The sequence below is a fragment of the Pantoea sp. V106_11 genome, assembly GCF_029967885.1.
Classification (GTDB): Bacteria; Pseudomonadota; Gammaproteobacteria; order Enterobacterales; family Enterobacteriaceae; genus Pantoea; species Pantoea ananatis.
Window position 1 is genome coordinate 141,882 of sequence record NZ_JASCAK010000028.1, and the last position, 25,551, is coordinate 167,432.

General features: G+C 56.2%; 23 protein-coding genes. 10 read left to right on the forward strand and 13 right to left on the reverse strand.

All coding sequences use genetic code 11. The features are described from left to right. Window positions 1-56: 56 nt before the first annotated feature. The 5 genes from QLG08_RS11325 (at window position 57) to QLG08_RS11345 (ending at window position 5,424) form a co-directional block, all read left to right on the forward strand. Window positions 57-386 (forward strand): YbaB/EbfC family nucleoid-associated protein, encoded by a 330-nt coding sequence (locus QLG08_RS11325; RefSeq protein WP_013024920.1) that lies wholly within the window; start codon window positions 57-59, stop codon window positions 384-386. Continuing rightward, window positions 386-991, forward strand: coding sequence for a recombination mediator RecR (gene recR / locus QLG08_RS11330; protein WP_014606423.1), 606 nt, complete (start codon window positions 386-388; stop codon window positions 989-991). Before QLG08_RS11325 ends, recR begins: the two co-directional genes overlap by 1 nt. Window positions 992-1,095: 104 nt before the next feature. Then, window positions 1,096-2,964 carry a molecular chaperone HtpG gene (gene htpG, locus QLG08_RS11335; RefSeq protein ID WP_176697699.1) on the forward strand — a complete coding sequence of 623 codons (1,869 nt, stop codon included), beginning with the start codon at window positions 1,096-1,098 and terminating at the stop codon, window positions 2,962-2,964. A 278-nt stretch (window positions 2,965-3,242) separates the two neighbouring features. Continuing rightward, complete coding sequence (adk, locus tag QLG08_RS11340; RefSeq protein WP_014606422.1) at window positions 3,243-3,887, forward strand: adenylate kinase; 645 nt, start codon at window positions 3,243-3,245, stop codon at window positions 3,885-3,887. Between the two features lie 235 nt (window positions 3,888-4,122). Then, window positions 4,123-5,424, forward strand: coding sequence for an inosine/guanosine kinase (locus tag QLG08_RS11345; RefSeq protein ID WP_029569719.1), 1,302 nt, complete (start codon window positions 4,123-4,125; stop codon window positions 5,422-5,424). 54 nt (window positions 5,425-5,478) lie between these two features. Here the strand turns inward: QLG08_RS11345 and ybaL are convergent, their stop codons facing one another. Continuing rightward, window positions 5,479-7,176 carry a YbaL family putative K(+) efflux transporter gene (gene ybaL / locus QLG08_RS11350; RefSeq protein WP_022622652.1) on the reverse strand — a complete coding sequence of 566 codons (1,698 nt, stop codon included), beginning with the start codon at window positions 7,174-7,176 and terminating at the stop codon, window positions 5,479-5,481. A gap of 762 nt (window positions 7,177-7,938) precedes the next feature. Between ybaL and ushA the strand changes: the two genes are divergently transcribed. Beyond that, the gene (ushA, locus tag QLG08_RS11355) at window positions 7,939-9,705 is read left to right on the forward strand and encodes a bifunctional UDP-sugar hydrolase/5'-nucleotidase UshA (RefSeq protein ID WP_210531390.1); all 1,767 of its coding nucleotides are present in this window, start codon (window positions 7,939-7,941) and stop codon (window positions 9,703-9,705) included. A 33-nt stretch (window positions 9,706-9,738) separates the two neighbouring features. Here the strand turns inward: ushA and QLG08_RS11360 are convergent, their stop codons facing one another. After that, on the reverse strand, window positions 9,739-10,170 hold the full coding sequence (locus QLG08_RS11360; RefSeq protein WP_029568499.1) for a multidrug/biocide efflux PACE transporter: 432 nt from the start codon (window positions 10,168-10,170) through the stop codon (window positions 9,739-9,741). Window positions 10,171-10,257: 87 nt separating this feature from the next. Between QLG08_RS11360 and QLG08_RS11365 the strand changes: the two genes are divergently transcribed. Next, on the forward strand, window positions 10,258-11,127 hold the full coding sequence (locus QLG08_RS11365; RefSeq protein ID WP_029569720.1) for a LysR family transcriptional regulator: 870 nt from the start codon (window positions 10,258-10,260) through the stop codon (window positions 11,125-11,127). Here QLG08_RS11365 and ybaK read toward each other — a convergent pair. From ybaK to QLG08_RS11385, 4 genes are all read right to left on the reverse strand, one after another. Next, complete coding sequence (gene ybaK, locus QLG08_RS11370; RefSeq protein ID WP_013024930.1) at window positions 11,124-11,603, reverse strand: Cys-tRNA(Pro)/Cys-tRNA(Cys) deacylase YbaK; 480 nt, start codon at window positions 11,601-11,603, stop codon at window positions 11,124-11,126. The two genes, QLG08_RS11365 and ybaK, sit on opposite strands and share 4 nt — an antisense overlap. A 183-nt stretch (window positions 11,604-11,786) precedes the next feature. After that, window positions 11,787-12,590, reverse strand: a complete 804-nt coding sequence (locus QLG08_RS11375) for a TraB/GumN family protein (protein WP_013024931.1) — start codon at window positions 12,588-12,590, stop codon at window positions 11,787-11,789. 75 nt (window positions 12,591-12,665) lie between these two features. Further along, window positions 12,666-15,176, reverse strand: coding sequence for a copper-exporting P-type ATPase CopA (copA, locus tag QLG08_RS11380; RefSeq protein ID WP_282472915.1), 2,511 nt, complete (start codon window positions 15,174-15,176; stop codon window positions 12,666-12,668). 500 nt (window positions 15,177-15,676) lie between these two features. Continuing rightward, window positions 15,677-16,009 carry a hypothetical protein gene (locus tag QLG08_RS11385; protein WP_013024933.1) on the reverse strand — a complete coding sequence of 111 codons (333 nt, stop codon included), beginning with the start codon at window positions 16,007-16,009 and terminating at the stop codon, window positions 15,677-15,679. Window positions 16,010-16,431: 422 nt separating this feature from the next. Between QLG08_RS11385 and cueR the strand changes: the two genes are divergently transcribed. Next, entirely contained in the window at window positions 16,432-16,848 is a 417-nt protein-coding gene (gene cueR, locus QLG08_RS11390; protein WP_015700811.1) for a Cu(I)-responsive transcriptional regulator, read from the forward strand. Here cueR and QLG08_RS11395 read toward each other — a convergent pair. The 5 genes from QLG08_RS11395 to tesA all read right to left on the reverse strand — a co-directional run bounded on the left by QLG08_RS11395 (window position 16,824) and on the right by tesA (window position 20,609). Further along, the gene (locus QLG08_RS11395) at window positions 16,824-17,282 is read right to left on the reverse strand and encodes an NfeD family protein (protein WP_015700810.1); all 459 of its coding nucleotides are present in this window, start codon (window positions 17,280-17,282) and stop codon (window positions 16,824-16,826) included. The genes cueR and QLG08_RS11395 overlap by 25 nt on opposite strands. Next, the gene (locus tag QLG08_RS11400) at window positions 17,282-18,196 is read right to left on the reverse strand and encodes an SPFH domain-containing protein (RefSeq protein WP_014606415.1); all 915 of its coding nucleotides are present in this window, start codon (window positions 18,194-18,196) and stop codon (window positions 17,282-17,284) included. Before QLG08_RS11400 ends, QLG08_RS11395 begins: the two co-directional genes overlap by 1 nt. A 58-nt stretch (window positions 18,197-18,254) precedes the next feature. Continuing rightward, window positions 18,255-19,112 carry a co-chaperone YbbN gene (locus tag QLG08_RS11405; RefSeq protein WP_014593103.1) on the reverse strand — a complete coding sequence of 286 codons (858 nt, stop codon included), beginning with the start codon at window positions 19,110-19,112 and terminating at the stop codon, window positions 18,255-18,257. 79 nt (window positions 19,113-19,191) lie between these two features. After that, complete coding sequence (locus QLG08_RS11410; protein WP_014606414.1) at window positions 19,192-19,965, reverse strand: SDR family oxidoreductase; 774 nt, start codon at window positions 19,963-19,965, stop codon at window positions 19,192-19,194. A 20-nt stretch (window positions 19,966-19,985) separates the two neighbouring features. Further along, on the reverse strand, window positions 19,986-20,609 hold the full coding sequence (tesA, locus tag QLG08_RS11415; protein ID WP_022622644.1) for a multifunctional acyl-CoA thioesterase I/protease I/lysophospholipase L1: 624 nt from the start codon (window positions 20,607-20,609) through the stop codon (window positions 19,986-19,988). Here tesA and ybbA point away from each other — a divergent pair. Then, on the forward strand, window positions 20,577-21,263 hold the full coding sequence (gene ybbA, locus QLG08_RS11420) for a putative ABC transporter ATP-binding protein YbbA (protein ID WP_013024940.1): 687 nt from the start codon (window positions 20,577-20,579) through the stop codon (window positions 21,261-21,263). The two genes, tesA and ybbA, sit on opposite strands and share 33 nt — an antisense overlap. After that, window positions 21,260-23,677, forward strand: coding sequence for a putative ABC transporter permease subunit YbbP (gene ybbP, locus QLG08_RS11425; RefSeq protein WP_282472916.1), 2,418 nt, complete (start codon window positions 21,260-21,262; stop codon window positions 23,675-23,677). The genes ybbA and ybbP overlap by 4 nt, the downstream gene beginning before the upstream one ends. Before the next feature lie 43 nt (window positions 23,678-23,720). Here ybbP and purK read toward each other — a convergent pair whose 3' ends face one another. Together purK and purE are read right to left on the reverse strand one after the other, a co-directional pair. Beyond that, entirely contained in the window at window positions 23,721-24,785 is a 1,065-nt protein-coding gene (purK, locus tag QLG08_RS11430) for a 5-(carboxyamino)imidazole ribonucleotide synthase (RefSeq protein WP_282472917.1), read from the reverse strand. Continuing rightward, window positions 24,782-25,291, reverse strand: coding sequence for a 5-(carboxyamino)imidazole ribonucleotide mutase (gene purE, locus QLG08_RS11435; RefSeq protein ID WP_014593107.1), 510 nt, complete (start codon window positions 25,289-25,291; stop codon window positions 24,782-24,784). The genes purK and purE overlap by 4 nt, the downstream gene beginning before the upstream one ends. Between the last annotated feature and the right edge of the window lie 260 nt (window positions 25,292-25,551).

The window sequence follows — 25,551 nt, forward strand, 5'->3', positions numbered from 1 at the left end:
ACACGCTGCAACGGTCTGAATAAACCGCGTTGTAGCCTCAGCAGAGAGAGAAAACTATGTTTGGTAAAGGCGGATTGGGCAACCTGATGAAGCAGGCCCAGCAGATGCAAGACAAAATGGCCCAGGTTCAGGAAGAAATTGCCGCCCTGGAAGTCACGGGTGAATCAGGTGCTGGCATGGTCAAGGTCACGATCAACGGTGCTCACAACTGCCGCCGGGTAGAAGTCGATCCGAGCCTGCTTGAGGACGACAAAGACATGCTGGAAGATCTGATTGCCGCCGCATTCAACGATGCCGCTCGTCGCATTGACGAAGTGCAGAAAGAGAAAATGGCCTCTGTCTCTTCAGGTATGCAGCTGCCACCAGGCTTCAAGATGCCGTTCTGATGCAAACCAGCCCCCTGCTAGAGTCTTTAATGGAGTCGCTGCGCTGTTTGCCGGGCGTTGGGCCTAAATCGGCCCAGCGTATGGCGTTTCAACTGCTACAGCGCGATCGGAGTGGCGGAATGCGGCTGGCGCAGGCCCTGACCCGGGCGATGTCGGAAATCGGCCACTGTGCCGATTGCCGCACCTTCACCGAGCAGGAAATTTGCACCATTTGCGCCAATCCCCGGCGTCAGCAAAATGGTCAAATTTGCGTGGTTGAGAGCCCGGCAGACATCCATGCTATTGAGCAAACCGGGCAATTTGCCGGCCGCTATTTCGTGTTGATGGGGCATCTTTCGCCGCTGGACGGCATTGGTCCAGCCGATATTGGTCTTGACCGACTGGAACAACGGCTGGAAAAAGAAACGCTTCACGAAGTGATTCTGGCGACCAATCCCACGGTTGAAGGTGAAGCTACCGCGAACTACATCGCTGAATTGTGCGGACAGTATGGCGTCGACGCGAGCCGTATTGCGCATGGGGTTCCGATGGGCGGTGAACTGGAAATGGTCGATGGCACCACGCTGTCCCACTCCCTCGCCGGTCGTCAAAAGATTAAATTTTAAACGCTTGCCGGTGTTGTGAAAGACACCGGCTTGAAAACCTCTCATTTATCCCCACATCCTCCTCAACGTTCGTTAAATCTGATTCTGTTGAGGTAGCAATGACCATGAAAGGACAAGAGACTCGTGGCTTTCAGTCAGAGGTAAAACAACTTCTGCACCTGATGATCCATTCTCTCTATTCAAACAAAGAGATTTTCCTGCGTGAGCTGATTTCCAATGCTTCGGATGCGGCAGATAAACTGCGCTTCCGCGCGCTGTCTGATGCCAGCCTGTATGAAGGCGATGGCGACCTGCGCGTGCGTCTCTCTGTGGATAAGGACAACCGTACCATTACGCTGAGCGATAACGGTATCGGCATGCGTCGTGATGAAGTGATTGAAAACCTGGGCACCATTGCTAAATCAGGCACCAAATCTTTCCTGGCGTCTCTGGGCTCAGACCAGGCGAAAGACAGCCAGCTGATCGGTCAGTTTGGCGTAGGCTTCTATTCGGCGTTTATCGTGGCCGACAAGGTCTCTGTGCGCACCCGTGCAGCGGGCGCGGCAGAAGATGAAGCTGTCTTCTGGGAATCCGCGGGTGAAGGGGATTACACCATCGCGGATATCAGCAAAGCCGAACGCGGTACCGAAATTACCCTGCACCTGCGCGAGGGCGAAGATGAGTTCCTTGATAGCTGGCGCGTACGCAACATTATCAGTAAGTACTCCGATCACATTGCCCTGCCGGTAGAAATCGAAAGCAAAGACGAAGAGACCGGCACCACCACCTGGGAGAAAATCAACAAGGCCCAGGCGCTGTGGACGCGCAACAAAGCTGACATCAGCGATGAAGAGTACAACGAGTTTTACAAACACATCGCCCACGATTTCAGCGATCCGGCTATCTGGAGCCACAACCGTGTGGAAGGTAAACAGGAGTACACCAGCCTGCTTTATATCCCGGCGCGTGCGCCGTTCGACATGTGGAACCGCGATCATAAACATGGCCTGAAACTGTACGTACAGCGCGTGTTTATCATGGATGATGCCGAGCAGTTCATGCCGAATTACCTGCGCTTCGTGCGCGGCCTGATTGACTCAAACGATCTGCCGCTTAACGTATCGCGTGAAATCCTGCAGGACAGCCGGGTAACCCAGAGCCTGCGTGGCGCGCTGACCAAGCGTGTGCTGCAGATGCTGGATAAACTGGCAAAAGATGACAGCGAAAAATACCAGACCTTCTGGAAAGAGTTCGGTCTGGTACTGAAAGAAGGCCCGGCGGAAGATCACGCGAATAAAGAAGCGATTGCTAAACTGTTGCGCTTTGCCAGTACCCAAAGCGAAGGCGCGGCGCAAACCGTTTCGCTGGAAGAGTACGTCAGCCGCATGGTAGAAGGTCAGGAGAAGATCTACTACATCACGGCCGACAGCTATGCCGCCGCCAACAGCAGCCCGCATCTGGAGCTGTTCCGTAAGAAAGGCATCGAAGTGCTGCTGTTGTCCGATCGCATCGACGAATGGATGATGAGCTACCTGACCGAGTTCGACGGTAAAGTCTTCCAGTCTGTCAGCAAAGCCGATGACGCACTGGATAAGCTGGCCGACGAAGAGACGGAAGAGCAGAAAGAAGCTGAAAAAGCGCTGGAGCCGTTTGTTGAGCGCGTGAAAACGCTGCTGGGTGAGCGCGTGAAAGAAGTGCGTCTGACGCACCGCCTGACCGATACGCCGGCGATTGTGACCACGGATGCGAACGAGATGACCACGCAAATGGCCAAACTGTTTGCTGCGGCAGGTCAGGATGTGCCGGAAGTGAAATACATCTTTGAAATCAACCCCGATCACCAACTGGTGAAACGCGTGGCGGATACCCAGGATGAAACCCGCTTCGGTGAGTGGATAGAGCTGTTACTGGATCAGGCGCTGCTGGCCGAGCGCGGCACGCTGGACGATCCTAACCAGTTTATCCGCCGTATGAATCAGTTACTGACGGCGTAAGCCAATCAAAACCGGTGGCAAGGTCCACCGGTTTTTTTTGCTTAAGTGCATCGCCTGATTTCAGCGAGCCGTTTTGTTGCGCAAACGCCATGAAATGCATTCAGCATAAGCCGCCAGTCCGAAAATGCCCTTTCGCTGACCTGACGCACTGCTATCACGCGCTAAAGCCAGTACACTAAACTTTCCTGACCCGCCGCTTCCTTGTGGTGGGCGGGTCATAATGGTATGTTCTTCCGCTTCTCAGATTCATCAATGCGATTCGCAAGGGGATTTACGCAATGCGTATTATTCTGCTCGGAGCTCCGGGCGCAGGTAAGGGGACTCAAGCCCAATTCATCATGGAGAAATACGGCATTCCGCAGATCTCCACTGGCGACATGCTGCGTGCAGCGGTTAAAGCTGGCACCGAACTTGGCAACCAGGCGAAAGCCATTATGGATGCCGGTAAGTTGGTTACTGATGAGCTGGTCATTGCGCTGGTTAAAGAGCGCATCACCCAGGAAGATTGCAAAAACGGTTTCCTGCTTGATGGTTTCCCACGCACCATTCCTCAGGCTGACGCAATGAAAGAAGCCGGTATTAAAGTGGACTACGTGCTGGAGTTCGCCGTACCGGACGAGCTGATTGTTGAGCGTATCGTAGGCCGCCGTGTTCACGCGCCATCAGGCCGCGTCTACCACGTCAAATTCAATCCACCGAAAGTGGAAGGCAAGGACGACGTGACCGGTGAAGAGCTGACCACGCGCAAAGACGATCAGGAAGAAACGGTGCGCAAACGTCTGGTGGAATACCATCAGCTGACTGCGCCGCTGATTGCTTACTACAGCAAAGAAGCGGAAGCGGGGCACACCGCGTATCACAAGATCGACGGTACGCGCAACGTGTCCGACGTGAGCGCAGAGCTGGCTAAGATTCTCGGCTAAGCGGATTGGGGCTGGCCAGGCTGGCCCCTTTTGCCCTCAACGCGTTGACTCCCCCTCTGTGTCTGTTTCTCTCCTCTTCCTGCATGCTGCTGGACAGAAGGCTGAGGTTCGCCTGGTGCTAAATACAATGGCAGAACATACTGAGATGAGTATGCAGTGGGTTCACTTGCGACAGTAAAGTCACGACACAGAATGTGATATGCTTCTCTGCCTGTTTTTTCTCACGGCAGTTACCATGAAATTTCCCGGCAAACGTAAATCCAAACATTACTTCCCCGTTAGCGCCCGCGATCCGCTGTTACAGTCCTCCCAATTTGATAGTGAAGACGGCAGTTGGGTGGTTGGTATCGATCAGACGCTGGTCGATATCGAAGCCAAAGTTGATGACGCCTTTCTTGTTCGCTACGGCCTGAGCGCTGGTCATTCGCTGGTTATCGACGATGCCGTTGCGGAAGCGCTGTATGCGGAACTGATGCGTAACGAACTGGTGACTCACCAGTTTGCGGGCGGCACAATTGGTAATACGCTGCATAATTTCTCGGTGCTGGCGGACGATCGTTCCGTACTGCTGGGCGTGATGTGCAACAATATCCAGATTGGCGGTTATGCCTACCGCTATCTGTGTAATACCTCCAGCCGAATGGACCTGAACTATCTGCAGGGCGTTGACGGTGCGATTGGCCGCTGCTTTACGCTGATTGGCGACCAGGGCGACCGCACCTTTGCTATCAGCCCGGGGCAAATGAATCAGCTCAGGGCGGAAAACGTCCCTGAAGACGTTATTGCGGGCGCCTCTGCGCTGGTGCTGACCTCCTATCTGATCCGCTGCGAGGCGGGCGAGCCCATGCCTGAGGCAACGTTAAAGGCCATTGAATACGCCAAACGCCACAACGTGCCCGTGGTCCTGACGCTGGGCACCAAACACGTCATCGGCGACAACCCGCAGTTCTGGCGCGATTTTCTGCGCGATCACGTTTCAATTGTGGCCATGAACGAAGAAGAAGCCCTGGCGCTGACCGGCGAAGCCGATCCTCTGCTGGCATCGGATATGGCGCTGGAATGGGTTGACCTGGTGTTGTGTACCGCAGGGCCGACCGGATTGTATATGGCGGGTTATACGGAAGAGGCGTTCAAGCGCAAAACGAATCATCCGCTGCTGCCTGGCGCGATTGCGGAGTTCAACCTGTACGAATTTAGCCGGGCGATGCGTAAACAGGACTGCCAGCAGCCGCTACGCATTTTTTCTCACATCGCCCCTTATATGGGCGGCCCGGAAAAGATCATGAATACCAACGGGGCAGGGGACGGCGCACTGGCCGCATTGCTGCACGATATTACGGCAAACAATTATCATCGCCGCAACGTGCCTAATTCCAGTAAGCATGCGCGCGCTTATCTCACCTATTCGTCCCTGGCGCAGGTTTGCAAATATGCGAACCGGGTAAGCTATCAGGTGCTGAACCAGCATTCTCCCCGACTGACGCGCGGCCTGCCCGAGCGGGAAGACAGCCTGGAAGAGTCCTACTGGGATCGTTAAGCCGGAAAGACAAACTGCCCCTCAGCAACGCTGCCGCTGCTGAAGGGCAGGGCATTAGCTGTTGCCTTCACAGGCGAGCCTGGTGTGCTCCTGCTCAAGGTTTTCCTGCAGTTTCTGAATGATGCTGGCGGCAATCTCGCGTTCGCCCATCACGACATGGTTTGCGCCACGTTCCAGAATGTACTCCACCTCATCATCATAATGGGCATGCACAATGATGTTGATGTCCGCTTTTTTCTGGCGGGCGGCGGTAACGATTTCCCCCACCTCATATCCGTTGGGAATGGTGATGAGCAGCCAGGCTGCACAGTCCACACGGGCTAACTCCAGCGTGTTTGCGCGGGCAGCATTGGCCAGCACGGCCCGAATGCCCTGATCGCGTAGTGCTTTGACGCGAGGAATCGAGCTTTCGACCACCACCACCGGAATATTGAGCGCCATCAGTTGCTCACACAGCAGGTTGCCGACGCGACCATAGCCAACGATTACCGCGTGATGGCAGATATCCACCGGAATCTGTTGTTCTTCTTCTTCCAGCGCCTCTTCGAGCGTCTGCTGCTCCATCGTTTCGTTCTTAGACAGATAGCGCCCCAGCAGGGTAAACAGCACCGGGTTGAGCATGATAGAAAGAATGGCAGCAGCCAGCACCAGATTACGGCCCTCTTCATCCAGCAGCCCCAGGGAGATCCCCAGCCCGGCAAGAATAAAGGCAAACTCGCCGATTTGCGCCAGGCTGACCGAAATGGTCATCGCGGTGCGGCGTGAATGACCCAGCAGCGAGACCAGAAACCACGCCGCGGCAGATTTTCCTATCACGACGATCACCAGCGCCCCCAGCACCGCCAGCGGTTCTTTCACCAGGATCATCGGGTCGAACAGCATCCCGACAGACACAAAGAACAGCACCGCAAAGGCATCACGCAGCGGCAGCGTGTCGCGCGCGGCGCGCTGGCTTAACTCGGACTCGTTCAGCACCATACCGGCAAAGAAGGCCCCGAGGGCAAAAGAGACGTCAAAGAACTCGACGGCGCCAAACGCAATGCCCAGCGCCAGGGCTAATACGGCCAGCGTAAACAGCTCACGTGAACCCGTTGCGGCACTTTTCGCGAGGATCCAGGGCACGGCACGGCGACCGACGACCATCATTAACACCATAAAGGCGGCGACTTTACCGATGGTCCAGAGCAGGTCCCATATCACCAGGCTGGCGCTGGCGTTACCCTGTTCCATCATGCCGGCAATCGCGGGCAGCAGGACCAGCGTAAGCACCATGACCAAATCTTCAACAATCAACCAGCCAATAGCAATCTGGCCGCGCTGGCTTTCAATAAGCTGACGCTCTTCTAATGCGCGCAGCAACACCACGGTACTGGCGGTAGAAAGACACAAACCGAACACTAAGCCCGTCATCCAGGACCAGCCCATCGCCCACGACATCAGCATTCCCAGTAAGGTCGCCACAGCGATCTGTGCGATAGCGCCGGGAATGGCTATCCGCTTTACCGACATCAGATCCTTGAGTGAGAAGTGCAGACCGACGCCGAACATCAGCAGGATAACGCCCAGCTCTGCGAGTTCCGGTGCCAGATTGGTATCAGCCACAAACCCCGGCGTAAAAGGGCCAGCCAGTACGCCCGCGACTAAATAACCCACTAGCGGCGAAATGCGTAACCGATTTGCCAGCATTCCAAGGAGAAAAGCCAGGACCAGAGCCCCGACGATAGTCGTAATCAACGGTGTGGTGTGATGCATGCCAGTCTCCATGGGTATAAATGTGTCCGCTTGTAACAAATGAGTCTAATGCATATCGGAAAGGATCGCTGAATAATTTGTGGGATTAACAGAAAAAATTATGCAAATACGAGAAAAATGCAATCGGAAGGCTGTTTTTATCACTTATCCCTATCATCGGCTGGTTTAGCGCTTCATCAGGAACAGAACGGAATAAGTTTACGCCCGTTAAATGACACAGACGTGACGCCAATGATGCGCGAATGCGCTATAAACCGTCACCAACCGGAACCAGCGTGAGATTTGCTAAGGCCAGTCAGCCTCACAAGCGTAATAGCGGTTTTTTCAGATTGAAGCAGCGGTACCATCGCTGTGCTGGATGTCGGGTAAAAACATCGTGAAAACAGACTATTGTGCCGAAGCTACAGCGCAAAGCTGACAGCACTCATGAAAAAAGTCTGGCTGTCAGGTTGAGCTGAAAACAGCAGTGATGTCGGAAAAAGCGCAAAGACCCACTTTGTCGAGTTAATGTCGCAGCGGTTAACAATGTTGCAGGTTTAATGAACAATGCCTTCATATCCCGTCAACATTTAGCCTTTTAACAGCGCGTCAGAGAAAAGAGAGCGGATAAATCAGACGGTTGGCGTTTCCTGTCAGGTCGCCTGGCCTGCCATAATGGCCAGATGGAGCCGTATTCATCTTGAGTTACGGCCATTTCTGTGCGACACAGAAGGGCGCCGATGGCCGGCGGGTGAAACGGATAACAATCAAAGGAGAAGGGCTGTGTTGATATTTCGAGGGACAGGAGCAGGTCTGGCATTGCTCGTGATGTTATCGTCGCTGTTTACTCATGCTGCAGTGCCTGACCGCAGTTACCGTTTCAGCATTCTGCATACCAACGATCAACATGGGCATTTTTGGACTAATGATCAGGGTGAATACGGGCTGGCGGCGCAAAAAACGCTAATGGATACGCAGCGTTACGATATTCAGGCCAAAGGCGGTGGGGCGTTAATCTTGTCTGCTGGCGATGTTAACAGCGGCGTGCCTGAGTCGGATGAGCTGGACGCGGAACCCGACATTCGCGGCATGAACCTGATTGGCTACGACGCCATGACGCTGGGCAATCACGAGTTCGATAAACCGCTCGCCGTCCTGCGTAAGCAGGAAAAATGGGCCAAATTTCCGTTCCTGGCCGCCAACGTCTATCAAAAAAGCAGTGGTAAGCGCCTGTTTAAGCCCTGGGCTGTATTTCAGCGCATGGGGTTAAAAATCGCCGTGCTCGGATTGATTACCCCCGATACCGCCCGGCTGACAAATCCTGCGCAGTTAAGCGATATCGAATTCCGCGATCCCATTGCCGAGGCCGAAAAGGCCGTCGCCGAGCTGCGTGCTACTGAGAAGCCCGACGTTATCGTCGCGTTAACCCATCTTGGCCATTATGACGACGGTCAACACGGCAGTAACGGTGTTGATGACGTGACGCTGGCCCGCAGTCTGCCAAAGGGTACCCTCAATATGATTGTCGGGGGGCATTCTCACGATGCGGTATGTATGGAAAAAGAGAATGTCAGCCGTAAAGACTATCAGCCAGGCCAACCCTGTGAGCCCGATCGGCAGAACGGCGTCTGGATCATGCAGGCGGAAAAATGGGGTAAATACGTAGGGCGCGGCGATTTTACCTACCGCAATGGAGAGGTGACGCTGGAGGCCTACCAGCTGATACCGGTCAACCTCAAACACAAAATCAAAAATCTTGATGGCAGTGAATCCTCACTGACCTGGCAGGAAGCCATCCCGGCTAACACCGCAATGATGAAACTACTGACGCCTTTTCAAAAGCGCGCAGACGCGAAGCTACGGGTCAACGTGGGAAGCATTAAAGGGGATTTCCCCGGCGAAAAAGAAACCGTGCGGTTTAAACAAAGCGCCATTGGGCAGTTAATACTGCGTGCGCAGATGGCCGCAACGCAGGCTGACTTCGCCGTGATGAGCGGGGGCGGGATCCGTACCTCGCTGACATCCGGCCCGGTTGCCTGGCGCGATCTGTTACAGGTACAACCCTTCGGTAATCAGGTCGTTTCCGTCACGCTGACCGGCGCAGAGATCAAACGCTATCTGGCGGTTGTGGCAAACATCAAACCTGATTCAGGCGGTTTTGCCCAGTTGGCCAACGTCAGCCTGATCGCCAACGGCAGCAGCGTCAGCCAGGTCAGGATCAACGGACAGCCGCTGGCAGATGAAAAAACCTATCGTATGGCGACAAACAGTTTTAATGCCGCAGGCGGGGATGGCTATCCGCGCATCGACACGCATCCGGGTTATGTGAACAGCGGCAAGGTGGATGCGCAGGTCCTGCGGGACTGGCTAAGCGCCCATTCTCCGGTGAACGCCAGCGATTACCAGCCACGTGAGGCGGTTATTTATCAGGCTGAGCAGGCAGCACCACCAAAGGATGAAGCGAAAGACGCGACGCCGTTGCGGCGCTATCCTAAAATGGTGCTGACGTGGATCCGGCACTGGAATGGAGAGAGTGCAACGCTGCATTAAGTCCAGGCAGGGAGAACGCCTCCCTGCTTGTTTTCAGGCGCGGCAGGATTTGCGACCGAACCAGTGTGGACGCAGTTTGTCCCACACCAGGTTGTAGACGAAGGTGTAGGGCAGAAAGAACAGAAAAAACGCGACTTCAATTAAAAATGCCTGCCACAGTGAAATCTCCAGCATCCAGGCCGCCAGCGGCAGGCCTATCAGGATAAAACCGCCCTCAAAACCCAATGCGTGCAGCGCTCGAAGCAGGGCGCGACGTTTCTGCCCTGGCGGATAAAACCGATCAAACACGCTGTTGTAAATCATATTCCACAGCATCGCCACCGTAGACAGCATGATCGCCAGCGCTCCCATCTGAAACAGGGGTTTATTCATAAACCATGCTGCCAGCGGAGCAATCGTCACGATGGCCAGGCCTTCAAACAGGGTGGCATGGACGATGCGTTCTGTGAGCGAACGGGTTTGCATTTCAATCTCCTTTATTCAGGCTGCGCATTCTCCCACGATAAAATGCTAAGATAAAATGATCATCTATCGATAAAAGCGATGGTTCTCATGCGTTACTCACCGGAATCTCTGGAAGCCTTTGTCCAGACCGTTGCCAGCGGCTCGTTCTCAGCCGCCGCGCGGGCGTTAAAAAAAAGCCAGTCTACCGTCAGCGTGGCTGTGGTTAATCTGGAAGCCGATCTCGGTTTCGCCCTGTTTGACCGGCGCGGCCGCCAGCCACAGCTCACCGAGCAGGGGCGACGCGTGCTGCCTCAGGTGCAGCAAATCCTCGCCGCCAGCGAGCGACTGGATGCGCTGGCGACGCGCTTGTCCGAGGGAACAGAGCCGCGGCTCAGCGTTGCAGTCTCAGATTTTTGGCAAACGCATTACCATCAGCGACTGCTTAAGCAATTTGATCAGCATTATCCTGATGTCGAGCTGGAAGGCATTGCGGCGGAAGATGATGATGTCGTTGAGCTGTTGCAAACCGGGCGTGCGCATATTGGGGTGATTCGTGCACAGCCAACGCTGCCGGCTGACATTGCGATCGCGCGCCTGCAGGTTGATGCTGAATTAGGAGTTTATCTGCATCGTGATCATCCCCTGGCGTGGGAAACCACGATCAGCGAAAGTCAGCTCGAACCTCTTCGTCACCTGCGCCTCAATACCTGGACCGATCGTCGTGCACCGACTTTCCAGGGGAGAGCCTGGTCTGCTCAAACCTATTATGTGCTGCTGGAGATGGCGGAACAGGGCTTTGGCTGGAGTATTTTACCCCGTTGGCTGGTGAAACAGTTTGGACATGGTGTTTTAAAGGAGTTGCCCTTACCAGGATGGCCGCAGCGCATCGCGGTTGACGTCGTCTGGTCGCGCCGCAATCCACCCGGTCCTGCCGGGCGCTGGATGATTGATGAACTCTGCGCACTGCAACCGGCTTAGTCGCGTCGGGCAATATCCGCTAAGGGTGCCTCCAGCAGCCGTGACAGATCCTGTGGGCTTAACTCGATATCCAGCCCGCGCTTACCGCCGGAAATAAACAGCGTCGCAAAGGCATTTGCAGAGCTGTCGATCACCGTAGGCAGGCGCTTTTTTTGGCCCAGCGGGCTGATACCGCCCACCAGATAACCGGTGATGCGCTGGGCCAGCATGGGATCGGCCATCTCGGCTTTTTTGGCATTGAACGCTTTTGCCACTTTCTTGAGGTCGAGCTGAGTGGCGACGGGCGTAACGGCCACGGCAAGGTGTTTCGCCTCGCCGTTCAACGCCACCAGCAGGGTTTTATACACCTGCCGGGCGTCCAGGTTGAGCTTACGAACCGCTTCGTCGCCAAAACTGGTTTCGTTACTGTCATGCTCATAAGGATGCAGTGTGAAGCTGACCTTTTGTTTTTCCAGTAGTTTTACCGCGGGCGTCATTGTTGCCTCATATTCAGAAAAATCTTATTACGTATTAATGAACAATAAATGTGGCGAAATAATGTGCTTTAGGCGAGAATTGCCACGCGCCAGCAATCCTGTTGTTGGCGACAACTAAAATCATTAACACATTCCTCTTTGAAGAGCCGATATGACTGTCGGCTCTCTTTTTTTTGCCGTGAGTTATCTGACGCGCATCATTCCCGGCAGGTTATTCTCGCCATATAAATGCAGAGCGCCGACCGCGACGACGTATCGACCCGAAGGCAGGCGACGTAAATGATCACACCACTGGCTGTTACGCTGGCTAATCAGCGTGTCGTTCAGGGTCTGACTGAATGTCGCTGGCAACGCAATCTGGGGATCGCGTGGCGGGCTTTCCAGCCACCAGCTCACCATCGTTTGCAACATGCGTGCGTTGGTGTGCCAGTGGGTCAGCGTATCCGCCAGCAGCGCCATGCCATCGTCGGGCAAGGATTTCAGCAGGGTGATTTGCGCCTGCGCACCTTCCAGTTCAATCACGGGTTTATCCATCGCCCGCGCGGCCTGTAGCAGCTGATAATCAATACCGAAATCAGGACGTAACCCCAGCCGTTGGGCCTGCTGGGCCTGTAGCATCAGCGCAATCTGCCAGGCCGGTAACGTATCAAACCGGCTCAGGGACAGACCGGTTTCGTTGCACAGTGTTTCAAGCTTCGCCAGCGCATCATCATCCATTCTGGCGATCAGTGGCGGACGCTCTTCCGTGTTTTCAAATGGCGATCCTCCCTGGGTAATATCCGCTTCAACCACCAGCGCATCGGCTTTTTGCAACTGCTGTAGCAGCCGGACCGGCAGGGGCTGCATGTCACGGGTGCCCATATGAATGCTACCCACCAGATGAAACCGGCATTCGCCCGACTGAATATCCACGGCGGGCCAACGATAGCTGGCTGGAAAAAGCGGATTAATCCAGTTACGTAAACGTTGCAAAAGGCGCGCTGTCATTCCCTGTCCTTCACTGTTTGAAAGCCACCATGCTAGCGGGATCCCGTTGCGAAAGACAGAGCAGGGCAGTTATTGCTAAACGCGTGGCTTATAGCGCAACAGGCGGTTAGCATTGCTCACCACGGTTATTGACGACAGCGCCATGGCGGCACCGGCAAAAACCGGGCTAAGCAACAGGCCGGTAAAAGGAAAGAGCACGCCTGCCGCCAGCGGAATACCGATAACGTTGTAAATAAACGCGCCAAACAGATTCTGCCGGATATTGCCCAGGGTGGCGGAGGCAATCTTTAAGGCATCCACCACGCCATGCAGATCGGCCCGCATGAGCGTAATCGCTGCGGTTTCTACCGCCACATCGCTGCCGCCGCCCATCGCAATACCGACATCAGCCTGCGCCAGTGCCGGAGCATCATTGATACCATCGCCCACCATGGCAACCTGCCTTCCTTGCTGCTGTAGTTGGCTTATCGCATCGGCTTTACCTTCGGGCAGTACGCCTGCAATCACCTCATCAATACCGACTTCATGCGCAACAGCCCGGGCCGTATTTTCATGATCCCCGGTCAGCATAACCAGTCGGTAACCCGCTGCATGCAGCCGCTGCAGTGCTGCTTTCGCTTCAGGGCGCAGCGTATCCCGCAAGCCAATCAGACCGGTAAGCTGTCTATCCTGTGCCAGTAATACCGGGGTTGCCCCTTGCCGGGTGAGCCTGTCAATTTCAGCCCGCGCCGGTTGGCAATCCACGCCGTAATCGTGTAACAGACTGACATTACCCAGTAACAGCTGTCTGCCATTGAGTATGCCGCTTACGCCTTTGCCGCGTATTGTACGAAATTGCGCAATCGCGGGCGTTGCTGCGGTACCCGCTTCCGCCAGGATCGCTTTCGCCAGTGGGTGACCCGATGTCTGTTCCAGCGCCGCCGCCGAAGACAGGACCGAATCGCGCGTGCTGCCGTTCCAGCTCATCACCTCGGTCACCTGCGGTGTGCCCCTTGTCAGCGTGCCGGTTTTATCAAACACCAGCGTATCGATACGGCTGGCGCGCTGCAGTGCATCGGCATCGCGTACCAGCACGCCGTATTCGGCGGCGCGGCCGGTTCCGGCGATAATCGACATGGGCGTGGCCAGGCCCAGCGCGCAGGGGCAGGCAATAATCAGCACTGTGGTGGCCACCACCAGCGCGTAGGCAATCTGAGGCGCCGGACCGGCGGTATACCAGACTGCGGCGCTTATCAGGGCGATAAGCACCACCACCGGCACAAACACGGCAGAAATACGATCGGCCAGACGACCCACATCTGGCTTACTGCTCTGGGCTTTACGGACTAACTGAATGATGCGCGCCAGCGTCGTATTGCCACCGGTCGCGCGGGCAATGAAGCGTACTGTCCCGTCCTGCACCAGGGTGCCGGCAAACAGACGATCGCCCTGCGTTTTGCTTTGCGGCACCGCCTCACCGGTCAGCATGGCCTCATCACACCAGGCTTCACCGTCCTGGACTTCGCCATCGACCGGCACGCGATCGCCCGCGACCAGCCGCAGGATCATGCCGGGCTGTACCGCGCTAACCGGCATTGAGGTTTCACCCTGTTCCGTTACGACTCTTGCCTGTTCCGGCGTCAGATCGAGCAGGTGTTCCAGGGCTCGCGAGGAACGCTGACGCGCGCGTTGTTCAAGCGCATGGCCCAGATTGATCAGGCCGAGAATCATTACGCTGGCTTCGAAGTAGAGATGACGCGCCTGCAGCGGGAAGAACGCCGGCCAAATCACCACGCTAAAGGAGTAGATCCAGGCGGCGGCGGTGCCCAGCGAGACTAAGGTATCCATTGTCGCGCTGCGGTTGAGCAGGCTGCGCCAGGCACTGCGGTAGAAGTGACCGCCCGTGGCGACCATCACCAACAGCGTAACCGTGCCCAACACCAGCCAGGTGGTATGATTGTCCTCGGTGAGCATCATGTTGTCGCCCAACATGCCCCAGATCATTAACGGCACGCCAAACAGCAGTGCAAGTCCCGCCTGCCAGCTAAAACGTCGCATGGCGCGTCGGGCGCTGCGCTGCTGCTTTTCACGGCGTTGCTGTTCGTCTTCGACCACTTCCGCCCCATAGCCGGCCGCATCCACGGCGGCGACCAGCAGATGGGGTGCCACATTGCCCATCACCAGCGCGCTGCGTTCGGCCAGATTCACGCGGGCCTGTTGCACACCACTTACCTGCTCAAGGGCTTTCTCAACCCGGCTGACGCAGCTGGCGCAGCTCATCCCGTCGATTAACAGCACGTGAGCGGGCTGATTTTCAGTTGCCGGAAGAGGAGAAGACTCCGTTGTCAGCGCCTCCGGCGGCGGCTCTGCTGCTGTCAACGGCTCAGGCTTTGGGCTGGAACCCGCAGCTTTTAATGTTGCATGGTAGCCCGCTTGTTCAACGGTAGCGATCAGCGCGGTAGCGTCTGCACGGCCTGACACGCGGGCTTCCTGTTGAGTAACCTCAGCCTGCTCGACATCGTCGCGCTGTTCGAGCGCATCTTTGACGCGTTTTACGCAGTGGCCGCAGGACAATCCGTCCAGCGCCAGAACAATCGTGTTTGACATGGTTGACTCCTTTATCAGATGTGCGGGGTTGATCGTTCAGATGTGACTGTCATTCAGGTTAAACCTTCCCTCAAGGGGAAGGTCAAATCCTGAATGGCCAGATAAAGGAAGTTTATTCACCGGTGGTGTACCCGGCTTGCTGGCGTTGACATGACTCAGGACGCCACAAGAAGAAAGCCCCGCGTAACCTGCACTGTCCAACTTTTGCGGCAGTCCAGATAAGCAGGGCTTTTTTGACTTTCATTCGGCTTAAAGGCGTGCAAGCCCGCTGATGAAAAGGGGTGACGAAATGACGGCCAACCCTGCGCTTACTGCCGAGGCTTCATCCTGTTCGATCATGCCTGTCGCTCAAGATATACACAGTTCCGTGCTTCGCCAGATAAGCGGGACTGATTTACCTGCTATCCGCGTTAACGGGATCGACATTTCGCTGTTCCCTTGCTGTGCAACGGTTTTCGCCAGGCATGCTAAACCCTTTGCAGGCGCGCAGGATGAGTCAATTACCCTTTGGGTCTGGTAAAGAAGACCAGCGTCCCGATAATGATGTCGCCAATAACCCAAAGGGTGCCGATCGCCATTAAACCTAAACCTGCTCCAAGCGCAGCACCGGCTTTTTCCGCATCGGAAGCCGCGTTATTGATAACGTCGCCACTTCCACCTAATCCTGCGAACAGGCAGTACACCATAAGAATGTTAAACAGAATGAAAGTCCACTTAACCATTTTGCCAAAAAAAGAGCGACGCGGCTTTCTGAGCTGCCTGGCACATGATGGACAACGTAATGCTGAATCACTCACTTCCTTATGACATTCTGGACAGCTGACTAAAGCCATAATCCAATCCCCTATACTTTAATGATGATAATGATTTGTTACAAACTGGCGGGATTTTATCGGAATTTTCTGCGTTGACAAGCGTTATCATCTTATTTTTTATAGGATTGATGATAGATTGACCGGCTAACCAGTTTGTTTTGCACTCAGGCGCGTTTTGGCATTACTCAGGTTAACCGGAAGCGTCAGCCGAAGGCCTCTGCAGCGACCGCGTTGACTTAGATACCGGGACGAGAACCCTTTTACCAGGCAGGGTGATCTATAATTTCCTGCATGAAATGCCTTGTTTTCCACCTGTTCTCGGGTGCAAAACGACAGAGTCGGGCACGAGTGACGTAGAATCAAACACTGATTTAGCCCGGCAGCTCACGGGCTGGGCCTTTTAGAAGCGCCCCGTATAGGGGAAGATCAGGAAAACTGTTATGAATATTAGTACCGTGGCGAAAAAGACCGGGCTAACCAGTAAGGCTATTCGTTTCTATGAAGAAAAGGGCGTAGTCACGCCCCCACTGCGCGGCGATAACGGCTACCGGCATTACAATTCACACCATCTTGATGAGCTGAATTTATTACGCCAGGCACGGCAGGTGGGTTTTACCCTTGATGAGTGCCGCGAGCTGGTCGGGCTGTTTAACGACCCTGAACGCCACAGCGCGGACGTTAAGGCGCGTACGCTGCAGAAAGCTGACGAAATTGCTGCGCATATTGAAGAACTGCACGCCATGCGCGCACGCCTGTTGGCGCTGGCGGCGGCCTGCCCGGGTAATGACAGCGCGGACTGCCCGATCATTAATAACCTGGCAGGCTGCTGCAGTCAGGTTGGCGGCACGCGAGACTGAATGCGCAGAGTAATACCTTCCACTGCTACCACTTCAACCAACGTACCGGCAGGGAGATTCTGGTCTGCCTGAACGCGCCAGCTGCTGTCGCCAACGCGGACGTGACCGATACCGTTTTGCAACGCACTGTCCAGGGTCAACTGCAGGCCGATCATCTGGTTGCCGCGCTGATTAAGGGAATTTGGCTGCTGGTTGCGCTCGCGATAGCGCATTACGCGATGCCAGATAAATACGCTCGCCAGCGTTAATGCGGCAAACAAACAGCCCTGGGCGGTCCAACTGAGCGGCAAAGCCCATTCTGTGATACCGACCAGCATGGCTGCGAGCCCGCTCCAGAGCAGGTAGCCATTTGTGCCGAGCATCTCAGCCGCCAGTAGCAGCCCGCCCAGCGTCAGCCAGAACCAGTGCGGATGGGCAACAATCTCACTCACCATCAGCGTTTCGACTCGCTGCGGGTTTCTTTTAACAGCTCACCAATTCCGCCGATCGCACCCAACAAGCTGCTGGCTTCCAGCGGCATCATCACCACTTTACTGTTACTGGACTCACCAATTTTTTGCAGCGCATCCGTGTATTTCTGCGCCACAAAGTAATTTATGGCCTGAATATCGCCGGCGGCTATCGCTTCCGATACCATTTTCGTGGCGCGGGCTTCCGCTTCCGCCTGACGTTCACGGGCTTCAGCCTGCAGGAAAGCCGACGTTCGTTCCCCTTCCGCTTTCAAAATCTGCGCCTGTTTTTCCCCTTCGGCCCGCAGAATTTCCGCCTGCCGCACACCTTCCGCCGCCAGAATATCGGCTCGTTTAGTACGCTCCGCTTTCATCTGGGCGTTCATGGCGCCAATCAGCTCCTGTGGCGGACGAACATCACGAATTTCAATACGGGTGATTTTTACGCCCCAGGGATTGGTGGCTTCATCAACGATATGCAGTAAGCGGGTATTAATGCTGTCTCGCTGAGACAGCATCTCATCCAGTTCCATGCTGCCCAACACGGTGCGCATATTGGTCATAGTGAGGTTAAGAATCGCCAGCTCCAGATTGCTGACTTCATAGGCGGCCCGCGCCGGATCGATGGCCTGGACAAAACAGACCGCATCAATCGTGACGTTGGCGTTATCTTTGGAGATGATCTCCTGAGAGGGAATATCCAGCACCCGTTCCATCATATTGATCTTATGACCGATACGATCCATAAAGGGAACAACCAGACTCAGGCCGGGCTGAAGCGTGCGGGTGTAGCGGCCAAAGCGTTCGACCGTCCACTGATAGCCTTGCGGAACGATTTTCACGCCGGACCATACGGTGACCAGGGCGACCAGGATGAGAACAGGAATCACGGTGAGCATATAACCTCCAGGTTGTCAGATGAACGGGCCAAATCGTTCGGCCCGTTTTCTGCTTACATCAGTAAAGCAGGGAATAGAGCTGGCGGCGATAGCGTGCGGCAAGCGCATCGCCCGTGCCCAATGCCGCCAGGATCTCCTGCAACATTTTACGCGCCTGGCCGTCAGCGGCGTTCAAATCGCGTTTAATGACGTTAAACAGCAGTTCCAGCGCTTCTTCATTACGCCCGACCTGATGCAGCTGCAGCGACAGTTTGGTCGCCAGTTCAGCGTTATCCGGGTCGCTTTCCAGCTGTGATTGCAGCTGCTGAATTTCAGGCGTATCGGCCGCCTGTTTCAGTAAATCGATCTGGGCGATCAGGCTTTGATAACGGGTGTCCTGATCCTGCAACGGCACGGCGTTGAGTACCGTTTCTGCTTCATCGCTACGGTTCAGGGTAATCAGCACGTCCGCCAGCAGAAAACCAATTTCGCTGTCTTTATTACTGAGCTGCCATGCCTCTTTCAGCAGCGGTAAAGCGTCCAGCGGTTTGCCTTCCTGCATCAGCGCCATCGCCTGCTGGGCTTTTAACTCTTCCTCACGCGGCAGCACTTTTTCCAGCAGGGCGCGCACGGCGTCTTCCGGCTGTGGCCCCTGGAAACCGTCAACAGGCTGGCCGTTCTGGAACAGGTAGACGGTGGGAATGGAGCGTAACCCAAATTGCGATGCCACCCTTTGCTCTTTATCACAATCCAGTTTGGCAAGAATAAACTGGCCTGCGTATTCCTGAGCCAGTCGCTCCAGCAACGGCGTCAGTTCCTGGCAATGTTGGCTGCGATCCGACCAAAAGTAGAACAGCACCGGTATCTGCATTGACTGCTCAAGGGTCTGTTGCAGGTTGGATTCGTTAATGTCGATAATCGAAGCGTGTGGTGACATGACTAAGTCTCTTTGCAGAAAATGTTTAAAGAATATGGGGCCGACTGGCCCTGCTTCAAGCTGTATTCGCGCAATACCTTTACTGACTGCGAATTATGCGATCCAGTATCCAGCCTGGCAGCGCGCGTTTCAACAGGCCCATCGCGTGTGCGACCAGTGTCACCGGATAACGCAAACGCGGATGTTTGCTTTCGAGCGCATGGCGCAGCTTAGGTAAAATGGCCTCAGGCGGCAGCGTAAACCGCGCGGCCAGACCGGGATTCAGCACCGGATTATCCTGCTCACCCTGCGTCACATTATCGGTGAATCGGGTCTGGATTGGACCCGGTTCAATGAGGCTGACGCGCACGCCGCTTGCGTGCAGCTCCATGCGTAACGCATCGCTCCAGGCTTCCAGCGCATATTTACTGGCGGCATAAACGCCCCGACCCGGCGTGGAAATCAGGCCTAACACCGAACTGGTATTCACGATCCGGGCATTGCCAAAAGCCTTCAACGCCGGAAGCAGCCGCATAGTGAGTTGGTGGGTGCCAAACACATTGCTGGAAAATTGCTGTTCAAATTGCTGACGCGTGATGGTGTTTAACGGACCATAGGTGCCGAAGCCGGCGTTATTAAACAGGGCAAACAGCCGGTTACCGGTCAGCGCCAACACCTCATCGGCAGCGCGGTCAACGCTCTCTGCGTCGTCCAAATCCAGCATCAGCCCCGTAAAGCCGAGGCTTTGCATGTGCGCCACGTCGTCGGCTTTTCGGCAGGCTGCAATAACGTGATAGCCGCGAGCCAGCAGGTCATTGGCTGCAACCAGGCCAATACCGCTCGAACAGCCCGTGATCAAAATGGTTTTTTGCATGTGTTACCTTTTTTGCACAACTACTGCTTAACTAATGGGGCCAGTTCTTTCGCCATCAGTTCAGCGATAAAGGGTTGGGCGTCAGGATTGGGATGAATACCATCCTGCTGCATCCATTCGGGTTTTAAATAAACCTGCTCCATGAAAAAGGGCAGTAAAGGAATATCGTGCTGTTTCGCCAACTGCGGATAAATCGCGCGGAACGCATCCGTATAACGGCGGCCGTAGTTGGCGGGTAAACGTACTTGCATCAGGATCGGTTTAGCCCTGGCGGTTTTTACCTGCTCGATGATGGTGCTTAACGTTTGCTCAATATCCTTTGGCGGAAAGCCACGTAAGCCGTCGTTACCGCCCAATTCGATTAACACCCACTGCGGTTGGTGCTGTTTTAATAGGGCAGGTAAGCGCGCCAGTCCTTGTGCGGCGGTATCGCCGCTAATACTGGCATTAATCACTCTGGGCTGCTGCTGCCAGTTTTTATCGAGCAGGCTGGGCCAGGCTTTACTGGCCGACATTTGATAGCCTGCACTCAGGCTGTCGCCCAGCACCAGCAACGTATCGGCCGCAGCAAGACGGGACACCAACAGACAGCACAATAACAGGAAAGGATAATGCCAGCGGAAAACATTCTTGAAGTTCATCATCTTACTAAGTCCGTGGGTCAGGGAGAGCATCAGTTAACCATCCTTACCGGAGTTGAGTTAGTTGTCAAACCAGCTGAAACAATCGCCCTGATTGGCGAGTCAGGATCGGGCAAATCTACGCTGTTGGGGATTCTGGCCGGTCTGGATGACGGCAGCCAGGGCGAGGTGCATCTGCTGGGCCAGCCCTTGCATCAGATGAATGAAGAGCAGCGGGCGGCCTTACGTGCGCAGCAGGTAGGATTCGTGTTCCAGTCTTTTATGCTGGTGCCAACGTTAAATGCGCTGGAAAATGTCCAGTTGCCTGCACTGCTGCGCGGTGAGAGCGACCGTCAGAGCCGTGACCAGGCACGGGAGCTGCTCACGCAGTTAGGCCTGGGTGAGCGTTTGCTGCATCTGCCCGCGCAGTTATCCGGTGGTGAGCAGCAACGCGTCGCGCTTGCCCGGGCCTTCAGCGGTCGTCCGGGCCTGCTGTTTGCCGATGAGCCAACGGGGAATCTGGATCGTAAAACGGGCGAGCGTATTGTCGATCTGCTGTTTTCCCTCAACCGCGATTTTGCCACGACGTTAATTCTGGTTACCCATGACGAGCAGCTGGCGGCGCGCTGTAACCGACGCTTGCGTCTGCGTGACGGCAAACTGTGGGAGGAGCAATGATCTGGCGCTGGTTCTGGCGTGAGTGGCGTTCGCCCTCACTGTTAATCGTCTGGCTGGCACTCACTCTGGCGGTGGCCTGCGTGCTGGCGCTGGGATCAATCAGCGACCGGATGGAAAAAGGGCTGAGTCAGCAGAGTCGCGACTTTATGGCGGGCGATCGTACCCTGCGCACCAGCACGGCGGCACCGCCCGACTGGCTGGCGAAAGCGCAGCAAGCGGGATTATCGGTTAGCCGTCAGCTGAGCTTTATGACCATGACCTTTGCCGGCCAGATGCCGCAGCTGGCGTCGGTCAAAGCCGTCGATAACCACTACCCGATGTTTGGCGAGCTGCAAACCCGCCCGCCGGGCCTGAAACCTCAGCCCGGCACGGCACTGGCCGCTCCGCGCTTAATGGCGCTGCTTAACCTCCACGTGGGCGATGAACTCGATGTGGGAGATACCACGCTGCGTATTGCCGGAGAGGTGATACAGGAGCCGGATGGCGGTTTCAATCCGTTCGAAATGGCACCGCGTTTACTGATTAATCTGGCCGATGCCGATAAGACCGGCGCGATCCAGCCCGGCAGTCGCATCACCTGGCGCTACAAGTTTGCTGGCACCCCTCAGCAGCTGGAAAACTACGACCGCTGGATAACGCCGCAAATAAAAACCGGTCAACGCTGGATCAGTATTGAGAACAGCGAAGATGCGCTGGGCCGTTCAATGCAGCGCGCGCAGCAGTTTTTGCTGTTATCGGCGTTGTTAACGCTGATGCTGGCGATCGCTGCCGTGGCCGTGGCAATGAGCCATTATTGCCGAAGTCGTTACGACCTGGTGGCGGTGCTGAAAACGCTGGGTGCTACGCGCGGCGCGCTGCAAAAGCTGATTATTGGACAGTGGCTGGCGGTATTGCTGCTGGCGGCCGTAGCGGGCGGGGCAGTCGGGCTGGGCGTCGAAGCCCTGTTGATGAGAATGCTTAAACCCGTTCTGCCCGCATCCCTGCCTGATGCGAGCCTGTGGCCGTGGCTATGGGCCACAGGGTCGCTGTTTGTCATTTCCCTGCTGGTGGGATTGCGTCCTTATCGCCTGCTGCTGGCGACGCAGCCTTTGCGCGTATTTCGGCGCGATGCCGTCGCCACCGTCTGGCCGCTGAAAATCTACCTGCCGGCGATGGTCGTGGTGGTGGTGGGGCTGCTGGCGGCGCTGGTGGGCGGCAGTAAAATGCTGTGGGCGCTGCTGGCGGGCGTGGTGGTGCTGGCGGGGCTACTGGCGCTGCTTGGCTGGGGCACGTTACTGCTTCTGCGCCGTCTGACAGTGCGAAATCTGGCGCTGCGTCTGGCGATTAATCGGCTACTGCGACAGCCCGCGATGACGCTGAGCCAGCTTGCCGCGTTCTCACTGTCGTTTATGTTGCTGGCCCTGCTGCTGGTGATGCGGGGCGATCTGCTGGATCGCTGGCAGCAGCAGTTACCCGCCGACAGCCCGAACTTTTTCCTGCTTAACATGACGGCCGATCAGGTGCCGCAGGTGCGTGATTTCCTGCAGACGCATCAGATTAAACCAGAAACCTTTTATCCCATCGCACGGATGCGGCTGAGCGAGTTGAACGGCCAAGCCGCCGATCCTGAACGGGATAATGCCCTTAACCGTGAGCTCAACCTGACTTCGCTGGCGGCCCTCCCTGCGCATAATCCGCTGGTGGCGGGCAACTGGCCGCCTGCCGTGGGGGAAGTGTCTATGGAGGCCGAGCTGGCGGAGCGGCTGGGGGTGAAGCTGGGAGACAGCTTAACGTTTGAGGGGGATACGCAACAGTTCAGTGCCAAAATTACCAGTCTGCGCAAGGTTGACTGGGAAAGCCTGAAGCCAAACTTCTTCTTTATCTTTCCACCCGGTGCGCTCGACAGCCAGCCGCTGACCTGGCTCACCAGCTTTCGGCTGGACAATAACCCCACGCTGCTGGCGCAGCTAAACCGTGAGTTCCCGACCCTGAGCCTGCTGGATATTGGCAGCATCATGCGTCAGATCGGACAGGTGCTGACCCAGGTCAGCCAGGCCCTGGAGATTATGGTGGTGTTGGTGACCGCCTGTGGCATATTGCTGCTGATGGCCCAGATTCAGGTGGGCATGCGTCAGCGCCGTCAGGAACTGGTGGTGTACCGCACGTTGGGTGCAGGCAAGCGACTGCTGCGGACGACTTTATGGTGCGAGTTTGCGCTGATTGGCGTGGTGTCCGGCGTTGCGGCCGCAGTGGGGGCTGAAGCGGCGCTCTGGGCGCTGCAGCGTAAAATCTTCGATTTCCCGTGGCAGCCCGATTGGGCCTTGTGGCTGGCGTTACCGTTGTGTGGCGCGTTGTTGTTGTCGCTGTGCGGAGGCTGGCTGGGCGTGCGTTTGCTCAAGGGCAAAGCGCTGTTCAGGACGTTCGACGGCGCATAAAAAACGCCGTGCGCGGCAAGGCTGCGCACGGCGTCAGTCCGTCTTAAAGCTTGTCTGTGGCCCAGCGAATACCGCTGGCATATTCAGCCGGCAGCAGGGGCAACAGCGCATGCAGTGCAGCTTTGAGTCGGGGCTGATCGCTGTCGTTCAGGTTCAGATGGCCCACCTTGCGACCTTGCCGAACCGCTTTGTCATACCAGTGCAGATGGACAAGCGGCTGCTGTAGCCAGTCTGGATTCACATCGGTGCCAATCAGGTTGATCATGACCGAGGGCGCAATGACGACCGGCTGGGGCAACGCCAGCCCCAAAATCGCGCGCAGATGCAGTTCGAACTGGCTAATCGAGGCGCCGTTCTGCGTCCAGTGTCCACTGTTATGCACCCGCGGCGCCAGCTCATTAATCAACAGACCCTGAGGCGTCACAAAACATTCCATCGCCATCACGCCAACGTAGTCAAGCGCGTGAAGGATCGCGCCCAGCATTCCTTCGGCCTGCTGCTGCTGTTCCACATCTGCCTGGGGAAAAGCGACGCTGGTCCGCAGAATGCCTTCTTCGTGCAGATTATGTGTCAGGGGATAAAACACGGTGCTGCCGTCGTGGCCGCGCGCGCCGACCAGCGACACTTCACCTGAAAAGTGAATGCCCTGTTCGACGATACACTCGCCATAGCAGTCGTCGGGTAACGTGGCCGTTTCGCTGGCCCGTAAACGCCACTGACCGCGACCGTCGTAACCCCCGGTGCGGCGTTTAACAATCGCCAGTTCACCCAGCCGAGAGAAAACCGCAGGCCACTCGCTTTTATCCGCCAGCAACTGCCAGGGCGCAGTCGCCAGATTAAGCTCGTCCAGCAGTTGCTTTTGCGTCAGGCGATCGGCCAGACGCGGAAAAATATCGCGGTTCACAAAGGCCGGATGATTCGCCAGCTCGCGCGTCAGAGCGGTTTCGGGCCAACGCTCGATTTCGGCCGTAATCACGCTTTCGGCGATAGGCAGGGCGGCGGGATCGGCATCCAGCCCCACGGGATGAACGGCAATGCCCATCGGCTCGCCCGCCTGGCGCAACATGCGGCCAAGCTGACCGTTACCCAGTACGCAAACCGGCTTCATGCGTCCTCCCGCGGATCCGGATTATCCAGCACCTCATCGGTCTGTGCCTGACGCCAGGCGGCCAGACGAGATGACAGCGCGCTGTCGTGAATCGCCAGAATCTGCGCGGCCAGCAGTGCCGCATTGGCGGCACCGGCTTTACCGATTGCCAGCGTGCCGACCGGAATACCGCGCGGCATTTGCACAATAGAGTAGAGGCTGTCAACGCCGCTCAGCGCTGCGCTCTGCACAGGCACGCCCAGCACCGGCAGCAGGGTTTTTGCCGCCAGCATGCCAGGCAGGTGCGCCGCGCCACCGGCACCGGCAATGATGACCTGAAAGCCGTTATCTGCAGCCGTTTCGGCAAAGCTAAACAGCTTGTCCGGGGTACGGTGCGCTGAGACCACTTCCACATGGAAGGGCACGTCCAGGCTGGAGAGGATTTCCGCAGCGAACTGCATGGTGGACCAGTCACTTTTGGAACCCATAACAACAGCGATGCGGGCCGGGGCGGCATTCGACGACATGCGGTCAACTCCTGTGAATGAAAACACACCTGACCAGGCGGACAGGTTTTGAAGGGCAAAGAGAATAGCATGAGAAGGGCGCAAGGAAAACGGTTGCGTCGGGATTACACGTCGCGCTGGCAGGGTTTTATCGACATTCTGTTCTCTGACGTTGACGCGCAAGAAACGCTGAACTTTAGTTAACAGAGTTGCAAGGTGACTGACATGATGAGCCGCGCTGCACCCGGTTGGTAAGGGATGACGTTAACTGACAGAAAGAG